The 19,915-nt window shown below is 39.8% G+C and carries 20 protein-coding genes; 1 reads left to right on the top strand and 19 read right to left on the bottom strand.

Going from position 1 to position 19,915, the window contains the following annotated elements; translation table 11 throughout:
- Positions 1 to 189: 189 nt before the first annotated feature.
- Positions 190 to 336 carry a hypothetical protein gene (locus H5058_RS11110; protein ID WP_182678249.1) on the bottom strand — a complete coding sequence of 49 codons (147 nt, stop codon included), beginning with the start codon at positions 334 to 336 and terminating at the stop codon, positions 190 to 192.
- A 296-nt stretch (positions 337 to 632) separates the two neighbouring features.
- On the opposite strand from H5058_RS11110, the gene H5058_RS11105 reads away from it, so the two are divergent.
- Positions 633 to 806 carry a hypothetical protein gene (locus H5058_RS11105; RefSeq protein WP_182678247.1) on the top strand — a complete coding sequence of 58 codons (174 nt, stop codon included), beginning with the start codon at positions 633 to 635 and terminating at the stop codon, positions 804 to 806.
- A gap of 34 nt (positions 807 to 840) precedes the next feature.
- On the opposite strand, the gene H5058_RS11100 is transcribed toward H5058_RS11105, so the two are convergent.
- The 18 genes from H5058_RS11100 to mobI all read right to left on the bottom strand — a co-directional run bounded on the left by H5058_RS11100 (position 841) and on the right by mobI (position 19,355).
- Positions 841 to 1,536: a hypothetical protein gene (locus H5058_RS11100; protein ID WP_182678246.1), complete on the bottom strand. Its 696-nt coding sequence runs from the start codon at positions 1,534 to 1,536 to the stop codon at positions 841 to 843.
- A gap of 40 nt (positions 1,537 to 1,576) precedes the next feature.
- Positions 1,577 to 2,254, bottom strand: a complete 678-nt coding sequence (locus H5058_RS11095) for a hypothetical protein (RefSeq protein WP_182678244.1) — start codon at positions 2,252 to 2,254, stop codon at positions 1,577 to 1,579.
- Between the two features lie 173 nt (positions 2,255 to 2,427).
- Positions 2,428 to 5,043 (bottom strand): TraC family protein, encoded by a 2,616-nt coding sequence (locus H5058_RS11090; protein ID WP_182678242.1) that lies wholly within the window; start codon positions 5,041 to 5,043, stop codon positions 2,428 to 2,430.
- A gap of 11 nt (positions 5,044 to 5,054) precedes the next feature.
- A complete protein-coding gene (locus tag H5058_RS11085; RefSeq protein ID WP_182678240.1) occupies positions 5,055 to 5,666 on the bottom strand; it encodes a TraV family lipoprotein in 612 nt (203 codons plus the stop codon).
- On the bottom strand, positions 5,647 to 6,495 hold the full coding sequence (locus H5058_RS11080; protein WP_182678238.1) for a hypothetical protein: 849 nt from the start codon (positions 6,493 to 6,495) through the stop codon (positions 5,647 to 5,649). Before H5058_RS11080 ends, H5058_RS11085 begins: the two co-directional genes overlap by 20 nt.
- 138 nt (positions 6,496 to 6,633) lie before the next feature.
- Entirely contained in the window at positions 6,634 to 7,077 is a 444-nt protein-coding gene (locus H5058_RS11075) for a hypothetical protein (RefSeq protein ID WP_182678236.1), read from the bottom strand.
- Positions 7,078 to 7,215: 138 nt separating this feature from the next.
- On the bottom strand, positions 7,216 to 7,608 hold the full coding sequence (locus tag H5058_RS11070) for a hypothetical protein (protein WP_182678234.1): 393 nt from the start codon (positions 7,606 to 7,608) through the stop codon (positions 7,216 to 7,218).
- 33 nt (positions 7,609 to 7,641) lie between these two features.
- On the bottom strand, positions 7,642 to 9,018 hold the full coding sequence (locus tag H5058_RS11065) for a TraB/VirB10 family protein (RefSeq protein WP_182678232.1): 1,377 nt from the start codon (positions 9,016 to 9,018) through the stop codon (positions 7,642 to 7,644).
- Between the two features lie 14 nt (positions 9,019 to 9,032).
- Positions 9,033 to 10,292 carry a hypothetical protein gene (locus H5058_RS11060; protein ID WP_182678231.1) on the bottom strand — a complete coding sequence of 420 codons (1,260 nt, stop codon included), beginning with the start codon at positions 10,290 to 10,292 and terminating at the stop codon, positions 9,033 to 9,035.
- A 1-nt stretch (position 10,293) separates the two neighbouring features.
- Positions 10,294 to 10,950 carry a TraE/TraK family type IV conjugative transfer system protein gene (locus tag H5058_RS11055; RefSeq protein WP_182678229.1) on the bottom strand — a complete coding sequence of 219 codons (657 nt, stop codon included), beginning with the start codon at positions 10,948 to 10,950 and terminating at the stop codon, positions 10,294 to 10,296.
- A gap of 11 nt (positions 10,951 to 10,961) precedes the next feature.
- Positions 10,962 to 11,273, bottom strand: coding sequence for a type IV conjugative transfer system protein TraL (gene traL / locus H5058_RS11050; protein WP_182678227.1), 312 nt, complete (start codon positions 11,271 to 11,273; stop codon positions 10,962 to 10,964).
- Positions 11,274 to 11,340: 67 nt separating this feature from the next.
- A complete protein-coding gene (locus H5058_RS11045; RefSeq protein ID WP_182678225.1) occupies positions 11,341 to 11,727 on the bottom strand; it encodes a hypothetical protein in 387 nt (128 codons plus the stop codon).
- Positions 11,728 to 11,844: 117 nt separating this feature from the next.
- Entirely contained in the window at positions 11,845 to 12,831 is a 987-nt protein-coding gene (locus H5058_RS11040; protein WP_182678223.1) for a S49 family peptidase, read from the bottom strand.
- 51 nt (positions 12,832 to 12,882) lie between these two features.
- On the bottom strand, positions 12,883 to 13,527 hold the full coding sequence (locus H5058_RS11035; RefSeq protein WP_182678221.1) for a DUF4400 domain-containing protein: 645 nt from the start codon (positions 13,525 to 13,527) through the stop codon (positions 12,883 to 12,885).
- Positions 13,528 to 15,411: a conjugative transfer system coupling protein TraD gene (gene traD / locus H5058_RS11030; RefSeq protein ID WP_182678219.1), complete on the bottom strand. Its 1,884-nt coding sequence runs from the start codon at positions 15,409 to 15,411 to the stop codon at positions 13,528 to 13,530.
- Positions 15,412 to 15,424: 13 nt separating this feature from the next.
- Positions 15,425 to 18,118: a MobH family relaxase gene (gene mobH / locus H5058_RS11025; protein ID WP_182678217.1), complete on the bottom strand. Its 2,694-nt coding sequence runs from the start codon at positions 18,116 to 18,118 to the stop codon at positions 15,425 to 15,427.
- Positions 18,119 to 18,130: 12 nt separating this feature from the next.
- On the bottom strand, positions 18,131 to 18,874 hold the full coding sequence (locus H5058_RS11020) for a hypothetical protein (protein WP_182678215.1): 744 nt from the start codon (positions 18,872 to 18,874) through the stop codon (positions 18,131 to 18,133).
- Positions 18,867 to 19,355 carry a conjugative transfer protein MobI(A/C) gene (gene mobI / locus H5058_RS11015; RefSeq protein ID WP_182678213.1) on the bottom strand — a complete coding sequence of 163 codons (489 nt, stop codon included), beginning with the start codon at positions 19,353 to 19,355 and terminating at the stop codon, positions 18,867 to 18,869. The genes H5058_RS11020 and mobI overlap by 8 nt, the downstream gene beginning before the upstream one ends.
- Positions 19,356 to 19,915 lie beyond the last annotated feature (560 nt).

The following is a 19,915-nucleotide window of genomic DNA, read 5'->3' as shown; positions in this document are numbered from 1 at the left end:
ATTCAGTTAGTGATGCCAAAGCATACTATGTTTTAATAAAAGAATTGCATGAATTTTGTGAGATATTCAAAGGCAATTTTGACTGATAATTTTATAATAATTAGGAATAGCTTTTCATAGACTGGTGTTAGCTCCCTGAAAAGGAGTGTTTTGTAAGAATTACCACTGGTAAATACAAAAATTCCAATGTTATAAAATTGACTGTTCTTTTGCTATATCATCAAGTTCTTCAGGTGTTACACCCCATTCTGATAATTCAGCATAGTCGCTCTTGTACGCATAAGCTGCTGTAATAGCACTATCAAAATCTACTTTTCTATCAGTTGCTGCGTCCATTTTTGTTATATCGCCATTTCCATAATGAGTTCAAAGCTTTGAAAGGTGCAAAACTTTGTTAGGGCAAAAGGCAAGCTACGCAAAAAATCTCGAACTTTAATGTCACAGTTATCAAACTTTAGTGTCATAGTTCTAATGTTTAATGTCCACCGACAGCAATACCGCAGTAAGACAAGCTTAATAATGCAGCCGCAAAGAGATACTTTTGTGGCTTTTTCTTTATATGTTTTAGTGGGTTGCGCGTTCTGTTACTTGGGAGATAATAAGTATACTAAATTAATGAAGGAGGTAGGTTTATGTTTGTATTGGGTATTATTGTTTTGCTTGCAGTTATTGTCTGTATTATTTTCTTTGAGCCGCAGCCACCAGCAAAATATAAGTATTGTGATTTTGAAAATGAATTATCACTGGAGCAAAAAAATGCTCGTAAAGTTGTTATACAAAATCACTTTCATATAAGCCATTTCTAGGGTTTTTTATGTTACAGCACCAACCTGATACGGCTTACCCCATAGCCGTATCATCTTTCTGAATCCATTTTCCATCGCGGTATGCTTCTTTTTTATTTTTATCTAACTCCATAATTAAACCTCCCGATAAACGCCACCCTAGCTCTAACAGTGCCTGTGTAGGCACAAGGTGAAAAGCCCCAAGCTTAACACTATAATCAATGGATTTTATTCTCGAAGGTCTTATTGTGAAGGTGCAGTAACCTAGCTCTTCCGTATAAACAGTCCATGCCGCTAACTCACACGGTAACTCTTTGAAAGTGTAATACCTACGCTTTATATCTGGATGTTGAGCAAATAACTTGGGCAGTATATTTATTGCTAACTCTACTGATTCAGAGGCCTTATCTATCGAATCACCAAAGGCCCCATCATATCTTGATTTGACAAACGGCAGCCATGTATCAACTGCATCTGTGATATAAACCCAAGGGATAAATTGAGGATCTTGTTTTACAGCAATACCGAAATTTACTAAAGGCTTAAGCATCGATCTATTAGTCTCTCCTGCAAAAACTATGAATGGTGCATGTGTGATAAATTCTGATGTTAACTCTCTGTATTTGCTTGGCAGGAATTGCGACTGCACTGTTCGCATGTACTCTATTGTATAAGATATTGCGTTCATAACCTTTAGATCTAGCTTTATTGGCTTAGGCATTAGGCTATGAAGGCTATGAATGTTGTTCACGGTATATCCCTATTAAAATATTGTAAAATCATTGTTTAGTTTACATTAGCGCGGTCAGCACTAAGTCTCGCATTTGAAGTCCGTCTTTGATTAACCAATTACCTTTACGTTCTTTCAGCTCTTTTAGTGTGTTTATACTCAGTAATTCAATTGCCTCAGCTATGATTTGCTCACCTAGAAGCATATCAAACATCAGCAAAACCAATTCATCACCGACTGCTTTGTGCTCTTTTTTGTTTTTGAATGAAAATTGAATTAATAGTTTACCATTGCCCTCATTAAATTTAACAGCACACTTTGCATTTGCAAGGCAATCACCAACCTCAGTAGCTACGCTAGGCATCCCATACTGGCGGCACAAATCATACAGCCAGCTTTTACTTACATCTTTATCCCACGGCAATACTGGAAGTCTATAAGGCGTTACAAATGGTTTTAAGTTCTCAGGGCACATCTTAGCAATTGTAATCGAGATAGTTCGGCCTTCGCCCTTTTCCTTAGAAGTTATAATAATTCCGTCTACTTTTGATTCCATCATGTCTACGGTGAATTCTACTTGTAATGCTGGGTGTATATTTTTGGCTTCTTCGTTTATTTTATCGTAACGATTTTTAAATTCTTCATTGTGACCAAGCTTAACGCTCTGCTCTAAAAAGTTTATATGTGATGGGAATTTCGACCAGAAGACTGAGATTTTATTCGCTAATTCATTTTTCATTTGTTTAATCCGTTATTAAGATAGATTTTATAGTAAGTACAGTTCTTGCCATAGCCTTTTAGCTTGCTGTATACAAACACGTTAAAGACTAATTTAAGCGGTAGTTGTAAACGCGCAACCCCATAAATTTAAAAAAGGGGCTACAAAAGCCCCTTTTTAATTTAGCAGTCTGATTAAGCTCTTAAGATTTCCTCAAGGTCGTCTACACTAACTTGCTCTTCTTCCTTTTTACTTGTTTTAGCGCCATGGCTTTCCTCATCATTCATTACCGCTTGAATTGCCTGAGCAATGGTTAAACCCCTTTGTCGATGAGCATCAATAGCAGCCAGCTCTTTACCATCAGTTGTAAACATTAACTGCTGATAGCGAGGTACAAATAGACGGCAGACTTCACGTGAACCACCGGTACGAATGTATAATTCAGAATACTGGCCTTTGATGGTGTGAATTGATTTAAGTAACTCAAAATCTGTCTCGTTGCCATCGAACTGTTTGTTAGCTCTTACCTTTTCAATAACCTCTGGTTCTTGCCTTAGAAAAACCTTAAATTGTGAGTTATCTGCCATAGCTCTACCAACCTCAGTTTCGTAGGCATCAGAGATACCTTGAGTTATACAAATACCTGAAGCTTGATACTTACGAAAACGACGCCAGCCAGCTTCTAAGAACTCTGCAACAGCTAAACCAGCACCCCCCTTAATCTTAATATATTCCCAGGCTTCGTCGAGAATAAAGAGCTTGTTTTTCTCTTTTCCCGATAGGAACATTTCGTGTTGAATACAACTTATACATTGCAATAAAACAGCTATTTGAAGCTGCTTACGCGACTTCAATTCTTCGAGTTCAATAACAACGAAGTTACCCGAGAAATCTACCGGTGGGTTTTCGTCATTAAAAAACTCTCCGTAAGGTCCTGCTTTACACCATGGTTCAAGCTGGTGGCCTATATCTTTAACCCTTGGATCATGGTCAGCAATACATAGCTCTGCAAAGTCGTCTATTGTTGAGTCTTGACGCTTTTGATTCCACAGGTCGTTAAGCAATACGTTCATTCGTGCGGTTTGGAAGTCTGTTAACGCGCCTGAAGGCGATGCCATGTACTTTAACAATGATAAAACCATATCACCTTGGCCATCTTTACCCGCAAACTCATGAATAGACTTAAACGGGTTTAAAGAATATTTAAAGTTGGCACCAAACTCCAAAAACCTCCCGTTGTATAGGTCACATAACTTTTCATAGCTTCGGCCAACATCAATGATAAATACTCGGCCACTATCTAATGGTTTTTGGTGATCGTCTAGGGGCGTTTCTCTAAATAAATTACCACCACCGACGTTACCTGAAGTGAGTACGTTAGAAACAAGGTAGTTGATCCAGAATGATTTACCGGAACCACTAGCGGCTGCAGTAAACATGTTGAAGTTACCGTCAGATGTAAACGGGTCAAAACAGAATAACTGCCCGTCACGAGTAACAAGCGGTACAGTAGGTCTACCTAAACCGTTACCTTTCCATGACGCTATCATCGGCGTTATAAACTTCAATGCATCAGATGCAAAGCGGTTGAACCGGTGAAAGTTTTTAACGCTAGCCGTATCTAACCCCATAGGTAAGGAGGATAAATACAGAGGCAAACAAATATATTTATCCTCTACAAATTTCCATTTTCGTTTAGAAGCAAATGATTGCACGTCCATTACTGAGCGTTCTGCAGTGTTTCTATTTTCACAAAATATAGTCATTTGTAAGTAACAATTGGCTATTTGAGCGCCTTTGTTTTCCATTGAAAGATAAAATTCGTCATAGTCTTTCTTTTGAAACCTTAAGCGATCAACCCATTTGGCTAGTGGCCCAGATGCTTGGTGCGTCAGCCAGTTTCTATTTTTTACAAATTCGTTATTCGCTTTTTCTTGGTTAGGAAAATGTATATTCAATGTCATTAAAAAGGGTTCACGTAAACCCTCGCGACCACGGCGCCAGTCACAAACTAAGTCATACATATCCCCAAAAGTTAGTATTTCAGGGAAGCGCTGCACAGATAGCATCTTAACAAATGAGCCTTCACCCTTATCGCAATCTCCAAATTCAATACCGTCTTGGTGAACTACTGCACGATTTCCTCGCTCCATCACTTGATAGCGAAGCGGCATACCAGCATCGTGACCACATACGCCTTTGCGCCAATCTGCATCTTTGCTTTGGTTATGAATGATTTGCATGCGGTGCACATACAGCTCTGCTGTCATATCCTGCGGCCATGCGCCAATTGATTCAAGAGTTGATTTTAGCTGTAAGTACATACGTCTAAACGTTTTAAGCTCGTCTTTCGAGGGCTCTTGTTTTTTTAGTGGCATTTTGAATGAAACCCACACCTCATAGTCTCGTACTTTCAGTCCCGAAGCTGGATGTAGTGCTGTATCAACGCTATCTTCATAGTATTTATGAGTGGTTCTGCCAATTTCATCATATAATTCGCCCATTTCACCCGAGTCTCTACCCTCGCGTATATTGCCAAAGCGGTCTAAAATCCACTTGATGTATGGGGAGCCAAATAAGCTTACTTGCATAAAGCTATCATCAGGGAATGTACGCTGATACAAATCATCTAGCGCATTCATTAAATCTGTATTTACACCCGTTAGTGGCTGGCAAATAAAAGTAAAGCCTATATATCCGCCATCTAAAATGAAGCCTTTTAATTCAGGTATGTACTCTAAAACAGGTAACACATCCCCATATTGGTTATGCCCCATTAAGGTGTTGTATTTATCTAATATTCCAGCCATTAATGCCTCAGTTATTGAGTTGTGTTACGTTTAATTATGCCCATACCATTGTCTTCGGTAGGATTATGCTGACGCTCTTCGCTTAGAGATTGCTTTCTAATGCTCAGAGGGGTAATCCTTGATGGGTTAAGGGTAGCGCCACGACCAACAACCCACTTACGCTTTTCTATTTCAACATATGTATAGCCCGGCATATGAAGGCGGCCTGACTTGTCTTCCCAAGAATTTACTAAAACACGTAAAATTTTCGGATCTTGTCGTACAGCAATTGGCTCCGGCGCGGCTAATTTATCGCGGTTATTACTGTAGTCTGTATAAATGGCTTTGCGTTCTGCAGGTGTGCCACCTGGATACGGCATTGGCGCTGATTTAGTTTTGCTTTCATTATGCTCATGGTAATGAGGGTGTGACTTGTCTTCAATATCATGAGAAGTTATCTCATCTTTGTTGTTAGTCATTTTCCAAACATCACGGGCACTAGTACAGGTAACGCCACCATTTGCAGCTGTCGGGCATTCTGTTGGTGGCTCGCCCACTTCTAGTAAGCTACTACAACCACTAACAATAATTACTGTTCCAGTTAATAGAGCAGATTTACTTAATTTATTTAGCTTCTTTAACATCGACCTTTCCTAAGTTATCTGTGCTACGAGTCATAAACTCTTTAAGGTTATTCGGGGTTCCCTGATTTTGCAGGCCATCCGATCTAATTAGGTGCGGTAGCCCTTTGAAATGCAATATTCCAGCTAGGCCCAGACCTTTTATAATTGGGTTTTTATCGCAAGTAGGAAATATCTTCTCTTGTGAAGGTTTTGAGTTCATGAGTGATTCAAGTGATTTTTCTTGGTCACGGCTACACCAAAGCTTAAGCGCTTCAACCTGAGAAGCGTCACCTAACAATGGTGTTAATATAATTTCAAAAGCATAATCACCAGCCATCGCTCGCATTTGCTCGAAAAGTGATGAGTTATAATCCCCAAGCGGATCAACAAATATCGTTATATCAGGCTTCTTTTTATCAAGACCAAACTTGTAGCTCGCTAAATCACCTGTTTTAATATTGAAGTTATCCAAACTCACTAACCACGAAGCTTTTGCATCCGCTAGGGTGTTGATTGGTCTTTTATTCCATAAATCATAAACTTCAACGTTGCCGCGTATAGCTATGCGTGCTTCTGTATCCATTAAGATTTTTTCACCATCTTTGTTTTCAATCATTACTAGATTGTTTATTGGTAAAATATGAGTCCAAGTTAAGTCGTTGAAGTTTGCTAGTGCTTTTTTAATTTCACCTTCACCTACCGGTTTAGTTAAGCCAACGCTCTTTGTTAAGCCCTGCCCTCTAGCTTCCAGTTTTTTGGCTTGCTCTAATAGCGGGTCGGCAGAAACTCCCAGTGTCATTAGTGATAAGCTTACCCCAATGATTGCTTTGACTAATCCATGCTGCTTCACAATATGCCCTTATGTATATAACTATGATGTCATTTTAAATAAAGAAAACAGCTTTCGTGGCGATTTTGTAGGGTTATATAGGGGGACTTATTATGAGTTCAAAAAAAAGCGTTTAATAAATGAAACTGCTATGAGGGGTTATTTTATTAGTAGTTCGTTTAAAGCTTCTAACGCTTTATTAGCTTGCTCAAGCTGTTCTGGTGTAGGAGATACATAACCTGCATCTACCATAGCTTCCATTTTTAGGTGGTAGCACTTTGAGTTTTCATTTTGGCCGTTGCTGCATGGCTTTATGCCTTCAGATAAAATTTTATTACTATCAATTCTGCCAATGGAAAATGTGCTGTCTTCGCTAACATTGCCATTGCCATTTATACTCGTTTTTATAGAGTAATCTGATACTGCTTTACTTAACGCTTCATTTTCAGCTTTTTTAATCGCGTAAGCTCGCGCCGTTGCTTCAGAGTCTGCAACAGTAAGTTCATATTCTACGGTCGCTAATACTTTTTGTAAGTGGCTAGCCTGTACTGTAAGTGCCATACCACCAGCTACTAGGATTGATATTAAAGTTTTATTAATCATTATAAATAACCTTCTATGTACCTCAGAAACAATACTAATACCACTTTTCAATTATTCTTCAAGCACTTCTTGCATTGTCAACACAGAGAGTTTGGCCGTTAAAAATAACTGCCAATCTCTCTGTATGGCTAATAACTCTTAATTTTCACCATTTGCATCGGCCATCATTTTTTGCATCTTCTCGGGCGTAGGTACGTTGCCCTTAAACTTTCTTGAATCACCTAAAACACTTGTATTATCAAGAATTAAGTAACCTTTTTCGTTATAGAAATTTATTGTTGTTTCTACAGCCTTTATTGCTAATTTATCATCACGCCCTGCCCATTGATATGCAGCTTCAGCTAAATCAAGAGTTATGATTTTCGGCATTATAGAAACCTGCTTTGCTAAAATATCTACCTTGCGCTCCAGTGACTGAGACTGTATTTCAAACTGCTCTTTTTGATGGTCAAGGAACCACCAAAACACAGAGCTCAGCAATAAAGTCCATACCAATAGTATTCCGATGTTTTTCTTTGCCTGATTGTTCATAATTTTTCTCTTAGTTTATGTGGTACGCATAGATTACTCTATGCGTAAGCTTGAGCCGCGTTGAATGATAAAGTCGATGCTAATGCCCGGGTTGATTTCAATGTAAGGCTTCATTTGCTCAGCTATTTCTATGTAGTAATCTGCTAAACGATCCATCGCATCACCAGCTCCCTGCAATGCTGCAGAACCAGCAAGCGTTTTCATCGCCTCTTGAGATTGAAAAACACCGTAAGCACCCGTTTTATTGTCACCAATACTAACTGAAGATGTACCAGCTAAATTTGCTATACCGCTCAGGAAACCCGCCCACGCACTCTTGGCTACCGCTTCACTGTTTTTGGAAACCAACCTTCCCGGCACACCGTTGCGGCCATCAGCACCAACAGCAAAAGCATTCAAATTAGCTTCAACCGCTTTACCATCTTCTGTTACACAGCTAATTGCCTCTGCTCGTAGGTATGCTCGTCTGCTAGCTATATCACCTACAGCAGAAGAAACAATTACGCACTCTCTAATATCAGCTGAGAAGTTATTTGGTAATAAAGCTTCTTTTTTGATTCTTAGAATTGAAGGGAATGGATCGCGCTTTACTGAGCTACCTGTTGGTACATCCATGCCGGTAATTAACACACCACTCAAAATGCTTCCTGCAGGCAAGAATATTTCTCTTGGTTCTTCATCCTCATCTGATTTAGCTAATTCTGGCTCATCAACCGTGTCAGTGTTTTTTTTGCTCTCTGGTGTTTGATCAAGCACATTACCCTGCGAGTCAATGAAGTAATCACCTGCATTGTTTATCGTTCTGATACCTACACGCTTTCTGTCCATAACTTTCGGCATTATATTGTTCACTGCATTAGACATTTGTCTTTGTTGTATTGGCTGGTCCGGCTGCTGCATTGCTTGGTTGTTAGGTGCAACTACTTGATTGTTTGTAGGCAAATTACGCTGAGTAGGCGCAAAATTAGAACTGGCTTTACCTTGGGTAGCCAAATCAGTTGACGCAGTTTTTTGAATCTCTAACTCACGTTTAAGGTCATTTTGAACAAACTTTAATGAATCAAGCTCTTTCAATAAGCGGCTTTCCATCATTTTCATTTCTTGTTCACGATCATCAATAGCCTTTTCACGCTCAGACATTTGTTCTTCCATTAGATCGTAAATTTCATCCATACGACCTTGGTCAATACTATCTGCACCCGATTGTGTAAAGAAGTTAGCCTCTACTTTTTTGCGCTTCTTAGCTGATGTGCCTACAGTATCTCCTTGTGCACCAGTGTTATCTAAATCATCCGTATTGAATGCGACCATGACCATGATCATGAATGCTACGCCACCAAGGATGCCGTATCTTACTTTAGGTACTTCCCATTGCTCTTGAAATTTAGCTTTAATACTTGTCATGTCCATTATATAGCCTCCGATTAATTAGTAGATGTTAGGCGCGGACGTAGGCGAACTTTACTTTTTCTTTCCATATGCAACTTATCTCTAAGTATGTAAAGCTCTGTATCTTCGCCTGGAGCTAAAGTAGCTTTATCAAACACCCCAACGGCTATTACATCTTCACCCAAACAGAATTCTTCGCGTACTTCTCTAAACCCGTTAATATCGTTTTTAATACGTACAACATCTATTAACTCGCGCCCGCTAATTAATCGTTGGCCAACTTCGTGATACATGCCCATTTGTCTAATGTCACAAGGAAAACGCTCGTCTTCTGGTATTTTATCAACCAAATCGAAACCTGCTGGTATCTCACCACCAGCCACTTCTACCAATATGCTAGTTGCGCGCTCAACATGCTTCTCATTTATACGTGGGTCATTACTCGAAACAGGTTTTTTCTTAATTTCAGATATTCTCTGTTGCTCATCTTTAATTTCATTTTTTTCCGCTAAAAACTTGCTGTGTTTGTATTTCATTGATTTTGGCATATCAACATTTACTTCTGCCATTACAGGAGGCACATCTAGCGGCATAAGTGTTAGGCTTACCATTGTTTCAGGCATACCTGCTTCACCTATCATTAATCCAATTGGTGTTTCTGATAATGGAGTTATATAAACAAACCCACCTTCTTGAGAAATAGGTACCTCCGAATCTGAAGTTCTTACTTCCGCTTCTTTAAATGTGGTAGCTATACGGTTCTGTAGGCCAAGAGCAATAGGTATTAATTCGCTCTTGCCTGGCTTAAGTTTAATTACTTGGTGAGGCTTATATTTCTTTCGTACCTTATCGATAACAGGGTCACGGCCTGATATTTCTGGCAAAATTGATGCTAAAGGAGAACCTTGATCATTTTCGCCTACACGATTGGCCGCTGTAGTACCCGGCAATATTGGTGTAGCTTGAAGCTCTGTTCTTACTTCAGGTTTCGCACCCTCTTGTATTGGTCTGCCATACAGATCAACTTTGCCACTACGAGCGTCCAAAGCTTGCTTTACTGTATTTTCAGGTAAGCTATTTGCCATTGCATCGAACATAGCTTTATCAATTGCTTTTGATACAGATGTGTCATTTGGATCAAAGTTTGCTGCTTCAGGTGTAGCAACTGGGATACGTTCTTTATTAATTGGCGTTACAGGTATATCACTGGCAATGTTTTCTTCATTAGCAAAAGCGCTTGCTGACAGAGCCATAGTTAATACCAATGCTAATTTTGTTTGATTAAATCGATTCATGTTACTTGCTCTCAGCCCCGTCATTATTTTCTTGATTAGCTTTTTTCTTTTCTTCAGCTTTAACTTCACGCATTTGTGTTACACGTTTGCGAGTGTTTGGTGCACCCTCATACTGTGTAAAGTGTATTATTTTTGGCATTCCCGTACTGGCAACTATGCGTACTTCATAAGTCCACTTCTGAGTGGTTGAAGCACCTGAGCGTACTGAAACTGTTTTCTTGTCGCCGTATACCCAAACAGTGTCAACTTCACTGTTATAAATTAGGTCTAAAGGTGTGAAATTCTCGCGTACACCCCTTACTTTAAGCGCCTCTACTTGGGCCATAAGTTGTCGCTCAAAATCCCCAGCATCTTTCGCTTTAAACATTTTTCTCAATGTATCTGCAACAAATTGAGAATTTCGCTCACTGATATTCCCCGCTAAATTTGCGGCAAATAGCCCCCAACCCGTTTTATATGCTTCACTTGCCTGGTTACCAACAAAGGTTATTTCTTCTGTAAATGTAGGTGGTACTACAACAACTGTTTCTTCTTTACTTAAAACCGCATACGTTAAACCTAAAACTGCTATAGCTAAGGCCAAATTACCCTGAGCCATCGTTTTAGCCAATGATACGCTATGACTCCAAGAGTTTAGGGCTTTGGAATTTTTTAACACTGGTTATGCTCCTAACGGAATAGTTCTCTTATAAGTGGATCTGGCATTGAGCGTGTCGATTTCATTGGCAGTAAACCGTGCCACCAAGACATATGTGAAAGTATGCCTTTCGCGTACTTTGCTTTAATTCGCTTAGCAACATAGAAATAAAGCAACCCTAATGGAATCGCATAGTTGATTGCATCAAACGGTACACCTAACGCAAAAGATAGAATTATTGGCCGTACTTCATCAACATCCCAAAATATCACCATCATTGGCTCATTTACTCTTATAGGTAAATAATGCTGATCCGCCCGTAAATGATGCTTTTGTTCGTCCATATCGCCTCAAAGTTTTCTTTAGACAAAACTAGGGCGCACAATAAACTGTGCGCCCTGTTCATGCAGATTAACGACCTAGTAACGGCAGTAATGAAGCTGGTGCTTCAAAAATTGTAGCTGTTAAAGAGTTGTCGATAATGTTGCCAGCGTTAGCTAGAACTAGAACTGAAACAACACAACCAGCAAAACCTACTAAGTTAGGTTTTACAGTAGAGAAAAAGATTACACCTAATACCATAAGCATCATTAAGATTTTACCCGGTGCACCAGCTGCAACACCTTTAATCTCTGTCCACATATCTGCGAACTCTGCTTCTAGCGAGCCAGTTGCTGCAAAAGCATCAAAGCCCATATAAAGTAATATAGCCCCTACAACCACCGACAGTGCCAATAAAACGTTGCGCTGTGACATTGCTGTGCCAATAGTGTTTTGTTCAATTGCATTTGCGTGCATTTTTTGATCTCTCTTTTTGATTTTAAAAAACGTCAAACAAAATGTTTAACTTCCGAAACGAATAATGCCAAATTAATTTAGCTTGCGTGTTCATTTTGTAGCGTTCTGTAGGGGTACTTATTTAAATGAGTATGAATTTGCATTGTTTTTAACGTCATTTTTTAATTCTGAATAGATTGAACCCGCAATTGAGCTCGTAAAACTTTCTGCATCCATGGAAAATAAGTTCGATAGCTTAAATTTCTGACGGCCATGATAGATATACTTGCTTACACCATGCCTATCTTTAATCATTGCTTCTAATTCTGTCGGTGTCTTAACCCCATCTATTAACCCTAGCTCAACTGACTCTTCACCTGTCCATATCAAACCTGAGAAAATATCATCATTATCTGCCAATCTTTCTCCACGCCCTTGCTTGACGGAGCTAATGAATTGCTGATGTAATTTATCCAGTATATTGTTTTGTAAGAACTGACGTTCAACGCTTGACACATCCTTTGATGGTTCGAGTAGCGTTTTATGTTTACCTGCATGGAAAACTCGCTTTTCTATGCCTAGCTTACTTAAAGCACCTTCATAGCCCCATGAGTCCATACGAACACCTATAGAGCCAACTAAACTAGAATTTTGAGCGTATATTTCATCTGCACCTGCCGCGATTAAATAACAAGCTGAAGCGCACATACCTCTAATTGTCACGTATATTGGTTTTGATACATCCTCTAACCTATAAGACATTAGCGTTTTATAAATATGCTCTGCATCTGTTGGTGAGCCACCAGCAGAATTGGCCTCTATTACGATGGCTTTTACATTGTTATCTTTCATTGCATCAACAATAAGGTTGCTCACCATCCAGCCATCTGTTTCTTTGCTACCTGTCTCTATTGCGCCACTTAGACTTACTATGGCTATATGTGGCCCTATTTTTTCACTGGCCTTGTCACTCAAAGTGAAACCAATACTTAATAAAATACCTAACCCTATTGCTGAGGCCTTAAATCTACTTATCCGCAAATGCTTAGCGCTTTCTTGAGCTATAACCTCTGGTAAAGTACCTGTTGGCTTGGGGCCGCTTTTCGTAAATGGGTTTTTAAACATATTAACTCCTGTGCTTGCCCTACCTATGTAGTAAGTAGGGCTATGTAATGGTTAGAAAATCTTACTTATATTCGATAATGCATAACGTATTGCAAAACCTATGGTTAAAAACATAATTGGGGGAAGTAAAACACCAAAAATGCCGGCCGCCGGAAATATGAAATAAATATCAATTATGAAAAAAGCAAAAACACCTGCTTTAACCCATATTTTGAAAATGTTTACACTTGTTACACCGAACTCGTACTGCTTTATTTTCCTTTTGTATAAACCATCAGCTGCCATTGCGAATATGAAAGGCAGGCCAAGTGCTAACCAATGCAAGAAAACTGACATCCTGTAACTTGACTGGTAAAAAAGTAACTTTAAGTTTTCAACTATTCGGATCAACGGCTGTATCCAAAATGACTCGCCGTTTATTTCCCCTGTCGGTATGGCACTGTCTTCCATTGCCGATATTATTCCGGTATCTACAAACGCCCATGAATACATGCCACTTGCACGCTGTAACACCTCATCTGATTCCAACTTGCCTATAATTGGTTTTAGTGCGTTTATTTCTGCTTGTAATGTTGCGCGGTAGTTTTCTGGCGTCATAAACAATAAAATATATGCTAATGAAATCATTGCGACTGCAGCTATCATCTTTGGAATGAATGCCGTTTGTACCGTGGCTTTTTCATCACTACCAAACATCTACTTAACCTCTGCTTCATTTAAAAATGGGATTCGCCCTTTTATCTTACGGCCATCAGCTAGTCGAGCTATGTATTGGAGGTTCGGTAAGTCACCTAACATACTGGCTGGAAATATTTTCTCTTTGGTTTGAGTTAGCTCCTCTTTTAACCCACCAGCAAAGTCACCAATGTTTCCACCAGTTGAAACTCCTGAGTTCATCGAATAACCTACGTTTCTAATATTTGCTTCACCAAAGTTTTCTGTGGCGTATTCCTGAGTTATGTTGTCGTTCACACGCAAACAGAATAAATTTGAGGCTAAACCCAAGATTCGACGTGCTTGTGCTTCATCTGTTTTGGCTATGTAGTCCGGTAGAGTTTGGCTAGAAACATACAGCTCAAACTTAGCACCACGAGCAACTGCCATCATGTTTATTAGTGGATCGTTTATACATGCATGGGCTTCATCAACAAAAAGACTAACTCGGCGCCCCTCACCACCGTCATAGTTATAACGCCTTGCTGATGCAGCACACACATCGGCCAACACTAATTTACCTATTGCTGACGCAACCATCGCATCCGATAAACTATCAAGTGCCACATAAAGTACCCCGCCTGTTCTAACTAGCTTATCTACGTCAACTAGCGGTCTAACGTGATCATCTTCATCCATCGTAAGTTTTGGTGATAAAAGCTCATCTAGTGGCTTGGATGTCAATTGGGCAAATAAAGGCGCTGTAGATGAAAGCATTTTGCTCATATGCTGAGTGTCATGCGTAACCATAGAGATTATTCCCTCAATAGCTTGGCATTCATGCTCTACCATTAAGTTCTTTTGGTAGTACATAATCATACCTGTGAGCATGTCGCCGCCACCCGCCTTCTCTAGCGATGTACCCATAGATTTTACCCATTCTTCACCAAGTGCTTTATCAAACAGTTTCTTCAAACACCTTTCTGCCAGTATGCGCTTGCCTGACATGAGGTAATAACCAACACTTGTTAACTGCGGTTTCTCATCTACATAGAACATTGCTTCAATTACTTGGTAAATACATTTCCATGCAAATTGTACGAATGGGTCTGATTCTGAGTCTCCCGGCAACAGTGATGCTATTCGTGATGCAAGCTCTGTAGTTCTTGCGTATGAACTCATTGGATCTATTTTACAACTCTTGCTTGGGTGTGAGGGGTGGAAAAAGTAAAACCTATCTTCCATACCTAAAGCTTTACATTCAGATTCGATACCTTCACGCCAAGCCGAGTCGTTTTTTGGATCTATAATAATTATTACGTTATTTCTATGTAGTGCACCTGACGAGAGCATTTTTAAAAGTGTTGTTTTGCCCGTACCGGGGTTTCCAAATATTACAGAGTGGGCATGAAACACACTTTCATTGGCGTTTATTTCTTTTTCATCACCTAGACCTTGTATCCACGATCTACCGCCAAGTTTTCTCGTTGTTTCCTCATAACGCTTACTAAATGGCTTTAAAACCAATGGGAGCTTTACCTCCTTAAACTCACTAGACATAGACATAACTTGATATGCGCGCTGTGCATGCTCAGGCCCCCACTCAAAGCCTTTGCCTAGAAAAGCTAGATCCGGATTTTTAAAGTTTCGCTTTCGAAAACTCAGAGTTGTGATTACATAAAAGTAGTTTACAAACAACCTAAACTGCCTCTTTAAAAGAGGTAGCCCCTGTTTCAACCGGACTAGACCAATAAAAACCATAGCCCCGCCTAATACTAGGTGTGCCGGCACTTCTGTATCAAAAGCTAAACCACCTGTTATGATTGTTATAACGCCGCCTATAAACCATATTTGAGCTAAACGTAGCTCAAACACTGGCCGAAATAGGTTTTCCATCCAAAACTGCTTTCCTCTATCTGTAGCCATGATGCTTCCTTATTTATCCGATAATATGTTTTTCTAATAGCAAGTACCGTGCTTGCTCGCCTTTTGAATTAAGATGTTTTTCTGTACCAACAGCTAAAGTAGGTATTTCCTTTTTTAAAATTAATTTTTCCTTGTCTGGTATAGCATCACCAAAGCCACTTATTGCTTCGTTAAGCTGCACAGCATAAAAGCTCCCTTTTTCAGAGTGCTTAATAAACTCAGGTAGGGCTTCACCCATAACCATGTTTGTTAAATATTCTAAAAACTCACTCGTGATATTCGGCGGTTCTACAGCTGTTGAGCTTGAGCCTTTTGTGTTGGGTACTTGGGCATCTTCACTCACCTTCTCTCCATGATTGACTTGTGGCTTGCTTTTTTCTTCACCTAGTTGTGAGTAGTTGATGCTTGAAACTGTTAAGCCAAGCTCATTAAGTAGCTCAGTTGTTAGCTTTTTAGTTAAGCAAACACACATAACAGTTTGCTTGCCAAAGCTCTCACGTTTCACAAGTTGGTTTGGTTTCAATAAGTCGTACTTAAGCAATTTATTTAGCTTTAAATCTGTCGTGACTTCACCAACATCTAGTTTTAGCGTGTCTGCTATATAAACTGCGCTTATGTAAAGCAGGCTGTTTCGTAAGAATACGTGCTCACCTAAATCTAGTTTTATGTCACCAGAACTGAGCGCCACACACACACCCTTTATTGCCAACTCTCCTGAATTTGCGGTATCAACACTTCGCTTTAGCCAACCCTTTTTTTCTACCTGCGCCACTTGTTGAGCTTGTGATTGTATTGCTGCACGCTTATTTCTTAGCATGCTTCCAATTACATCTTTGCCGCCTTTTTTGTCAGCTTGCTCTTTTTTGTCAGCTTGCTCTTTTTTGCTTGGTTTAGTTTCTTCCTCACAAGCCAGTTTGATATTGCTAGCCTTAGCTTTAGCTTCAACCACTTCTTTGGGAGCTACTTGTTTAGCAGCCTTATTAGATTGCTCTTTATCGTTAGGTCTTGGTTTAGCTGGTTGAGTTTTCTCAGGTGAAGATTTGCTTATATCTTTGGCAGGCTGCTTAGCATCTTCACTTTTGCTTGGCTTTGCCCCCGTGCTTGCGGTAGCTTGATTTACAAATGACAAACCTTTATTACCCAAATCAGAGCTGGGTTTGTTATTACTCGATTTTTTTGCCTTAGCTTGCTTATCATTTTCCTGCACTGCTTTCGTGGTTTTTTTAACAGGGGTGCTTTTGGCCCTTCTTGTTACTGATTCATTTGCCGACTTAGTTTCTACAATAGATGTTTCGCTTTCAGCTTTCGGCTTTACGCCTACAGTTACGGGTGCACGCTCTTCGCTATTTGTTTCCGACTCACTTTCAATTAGGGTTATAGTGCCGTCAGGGTTGTACTCCAAAGCCTTTCCTTCATTGTTAAGCCTTAAAGTGCCCGGTATCGATTTTGGTGTTGGCATGGTTTCGTACAAAAGCCCCGGCCAAGACAAACAAATGACTCTTTCTGGAGAAGTGATGTTCTTAATACCCTTTGGAGTAAACATGCTGTAGTTGGCTGTCTGGTCTAATTTTTTAACTAGATTTCTTTCTTCTAATATTTCTACCACCCGTGTTGGGTTTACTGGCACATCTACTTTGTCGTCCTGTAATCGTTTAACAATCATCTGTATGGCTTTCGGCCAACTCAAAAAAACTTCGTCACCGATTATCCATACAAACGCTTTTGCCTCGTTGACTGTCCATTCGTCACGCAAACGCCGCATTGCATTGACTATTGCACTTTCCAATGGGTATCGTCTCTTGCCAATCATTTCATGCCACTGCGTTTGAATATCTTTTTCTGTACTTGCGCTGTCCGCAGCTCGTAAGCAGTTTTGTAAAAAACCCTGAGTATTGCCGTAATGAGATAAACAGTGATTCATAGCGATAGGCAATTCATCTGTGTTATCCATTAGGTACGCTTTGGCTTCCTTTGTTAGAACCCACTCTAAAACAGTTACGCTCAGATTTTCATGCTTTTTATGCCTATGCTCTGGCCTCCAAACAACCCTGTATCGGCTAACGTTATTTTCACTGGCCCACGTATATAAGTCAGATAGATACGGATTCCAATCTTTACCAGTTTCAGTATCGTATACGCGCATGTCATATAAAACCTTGCCTGCATCATGCAGCAACCCACAAACCCATGCAGCGTATTGCCATCTAGGTTTTCTATTTTGCTCTTCGTCTAAATGACCAATTGCGGGTAATACTTGCTGCTGAGACTTACGCAAGCTATTTAAAGCAACTTCAAGGCTATGACGAATAAGACCGCCAACATCACAGTGATGATGATTTTCTGAAGCAGGGAGTAAATGAACATACCTAATATAATTAACTACAACCTGCCTAAATAGAGTGTCAAAATTTAAATCAAGCTCATTACTTGGCTTACCTCTCTTATTAGCTTTAGATGATTTAATCATTGAATCATCTTGCGGATCTAATAACCCCGAGTCCCTATGCATCAACCTTAAAATTTCAGCTTGTGATGCCATAATTTTATCGAGCTTTATAATAGGAATGCCCTTGGTTTCAGGTGGATACCGAATAAGGTCTTCAATTGATAAGTTTGGTTCACTTGTCACATCAGTAACTTTAGGGGCTGTTAACTTAACAGCCCCTAAAGATAGCTTATGCAACTTACTCATTAGTTGACGTAGCATTTTGTATTTCCGTTAAGCGCTGGGCGTTTGCGCTTTAAGTTGTTTTTCTTTTGCAGGCGATTGTTGCTTTTCTTTAGGCTTCGCTTCTGCTACTTCTTTTGCTTTATCATCTTCATCTTCAGCAACGTGATCCGGTGCAAGCTCCCCCTTGTTCAACGCACTCATTAGCTCTTTAAAAGCCTTAGCAGAATATAAACCACCTTCACGGTTGCGTGATGCAGTTGTCACATAATAAATTCTGTTAACTAACTCTCGAACTGTATTAACTGCACGACCATTTGCGTTTTCAAGGTGTACATCCTCTAAGTGACCAGCTAGCCAAAGAAACTCTATCTCTGCCATAACGCTATCCAGCATTTCGACGAGGCCTATAAACTGCCAAAAAACGGGGTGTGTAATTTCTATTACCTGGTTGTAATTATCGGGTACTTTTGGCTTTTCAATATTGATAATAAGACCATCACTATATTTTTCCTGCTGGTGGTTTAAGCCGATAGCTCGCTCCGTAGCCGTTTTCATAACCCCTTCAAACCAAGTATCTAATCGCTCACGAACCTCTGTGTTGTTTGCTGTAAATTGAATAAGGCCTGCTATACGCTGAAATGCACCTGCTGCCATGCCGCCATTTCTTCCCATATATCTCAGCATTGCGTCTGATTGAAATTGAAGGGTATAGGGTAAAGCTTTACGAGTTTGCACGAACTCGCTTCTGGCTTTTTTATTGTTCTGTTTTTGTGGTTTTACTTTATCAGTCATTTTGGTCCTCACTATTTTCATCAGTTTGCTGATTAATTTTCACTATTAGACGCTTCAAGTAGATTTGACTCGTATGTATGCTTTCCAGCGCATAGCGTATATATCGTAATTTCATTTCTGCGGTTTCTATTAATTCGTACTCCCAGTCTTGTGCTTTTTTAAATTGTGATAAGTGGTAATAAGGCCCTTTTCTTGGTTGTATCCGATCACCCCAACTTTTATTTTTAGAACCATATCTTCCGGGCCCATAGAAAACCCATTCAAGATAATGCTTTCCAGTCCTAACCGTTATTCGGGGAGCTATGTTTCCGCGTAAATATTTCGATTTACCCGGCTCTGCATTTTCTAATGCTCCTAATTCTTTATTTTTTACCCTCCACTCAATCCAATAGTCATCTATGATCTCTCTTGCTTCAGCTACAAGATCTTCCACGACTTTTTTCATTTCTGTTCTTGCTTTTAAAATAGCTTCTTTAGACATTAACGCTCCGCTATGTTTTTAACTGTTATTCCGTACCTTATTTATTCGGGTACGGGTTCAATGAAGCCGTACACAAGGTGTTATCCCGCAGCAACTACAGTTCGGGTACGTAGTCACCCTATGGTCTTTGTTGGGCGTTGTTAAAAACAACATACTCTCTCCCTACTCGGGTACGTAGTCACAAACCACGTACCCATGACGATTAAGCTATCGAAACCCAGTTCGGGTACGGAGTCTTGTTCTTTACTAAAATGAAAAGACTCTTATCCGCTTTCCAATAGCTGTTCAATTAACAGTGTTTATTGTGATAAAGCTCCCTACTCGGGTACGTAGTCACCGATTGCGTACCCATTACGCCTCAGTTATCAAAACTCAGTTCGGGTACGGAGTCGTGCCACTTACCATAATGAAAAGCTCTTGTATGCTTTCAAACATCTGTTCAATTAACAGTGTTTATTGTGATAAAGCTCCCTACTCGGGTACGTAGTCACCGATTGCGTACCCATTACGCCTCAGTTATCAAAACTCAGTTCGGGTACGGAGTCGTGCCACTTACCATA

This window comes from Pseudoalteromonas sp. SR45-4 (assembly GCF_014163535.1).
Taxonomy (GTDB): domain Bacteria; phylum Pseudomonadota; class Gammaproteobacteria; order Enterobacterales; family Alteromonadaceae; genus Pseudoalteromonas; species Pseudoalteromonas nigrifaciens.
Note: the sequence above shows the minus strand (reverse complement) of the source record. Positions and strands in the feature narration are given on the sequence as shown.

Excerpts from the sequence above, each read along its gene's own strand:
- H5058_RS11070 (WP_182678234.1), bottom strand. The coding sequence starts at position 7,608 with ATGAACAATCAGGCAAAGAAAAACATCGGAATACTATTGGTATGGACT.
- traD (WP_182678219.1), bottom strand. The coding sequence starts at position 15,411 with ATGGCTACAGATAGAGGAAAGCAGTTTTGGATGGAAAACCTATTTCGG.
- mobH (WP_182678217.1), bottom strand. The coding sequence starts at position 18,118 with ATGCTACGTCAACTAATGAGTAAGTTGCATAAGCTATCTTTAGGGGCT.
- H5058_RS11085 (WP_182678240.1), bottom strand. The coding sequence starts at position 5,666 with ATGTTAAAGAAGCTAAATAAATTAAGTAAATCTGCTCTATTAACTGGA.
- traL (WP_182678227.1), bottom strand. The coding sequence starts at position 11,273 with ATGGACGAACAAAAGCATCATTTACGGGCGGATCAGCATTATTTACCT.
- H5058_RS11065 (WP_182678232.1), bottom strand. The coding sequence starts at position 9,018 with ATGGACATGACAAGTATTAAAGCTAAATTTCAAGAGCAATGGGAAGTA.
- H5058_RS11040 (WP_182678223.1), bottom strand. The coding sequence starts at position 12,831 with ATGTTTAAAAACCCATTTACGAAAAGCGGCCCCAAGCCAACAGGTACT.
- H5058_RS11020 (WP_182678215.1), bottom strand. The coding sequence starts at position 18,874 with ATGACTGATAAAGTAAAACCACAAAAACAGAACAATAAAAAAGCCAGA.
- H5058_RS11045 (WP_182678225.1), bottom strand. The coding sequence starts at position 11,727 with ATGCACGCAAATGCAATTGAACAAAACACTATTGGCACAGCAATGTCA.
- mobI (WP_182678213.1), bottom strand. The coding sequence starts at position 19,355 with ATGTCTAAAGAAGCTATTTTAAAAGCAAGAACAGAAATGAAAAAAGTC.
- H5058_RS11035 (WP_182678221.1), bottom strand. The coding sequence starts at position 13,527 with ATGTTTGGTAGTGATGAAAAAGCCACGGTACAAACGGCATTCATTCCA.
- H5058_RS11095 (WP_182678244.1), bottom strand. The coding sequence starts at position 2,254 with ATGAAAAATGAATTAGCGAATAAAATCTCAGTCTTCTGGTCGAAATTC.
- H5058_RS11060 (WP_182678231.1), bottom strand. The coding sequence starts at position 10,292 with ATGAATCGATTTAATCAAACAAAATTAGCATTGGTATTAACTATGGCT.
- H5058_RS11105 (WP_182678247.1), top strand. The coding sequence starts at position 633 with ATGTTTGTATTGGGTATTATTGTTTTGCTTGCAGTTATTGTCTGTATT.
- H5058_RS11110 (WP_182678249.1), bottom strand. The coding sequence starts at position 336 with ATGGACGCAGCAACTGATAGAAAAGTAGATTTTGATAGTGCTATTACA.
- H5058_RS11090 (WP_182678242.1), bottom strand. The coding sequence starts at position 5,043 with ATGGCTGGAATATTAGATAAATACAACACCTTAATGGGGCATAACCAA.
- H5058_RS11075 (WP_182678236.1), bottom strand. The coding sequence starts at position 7,077 with ATGATTAATAAAACTTTAATATCAATCCTAGTAGCTGGTGGTATGGCA.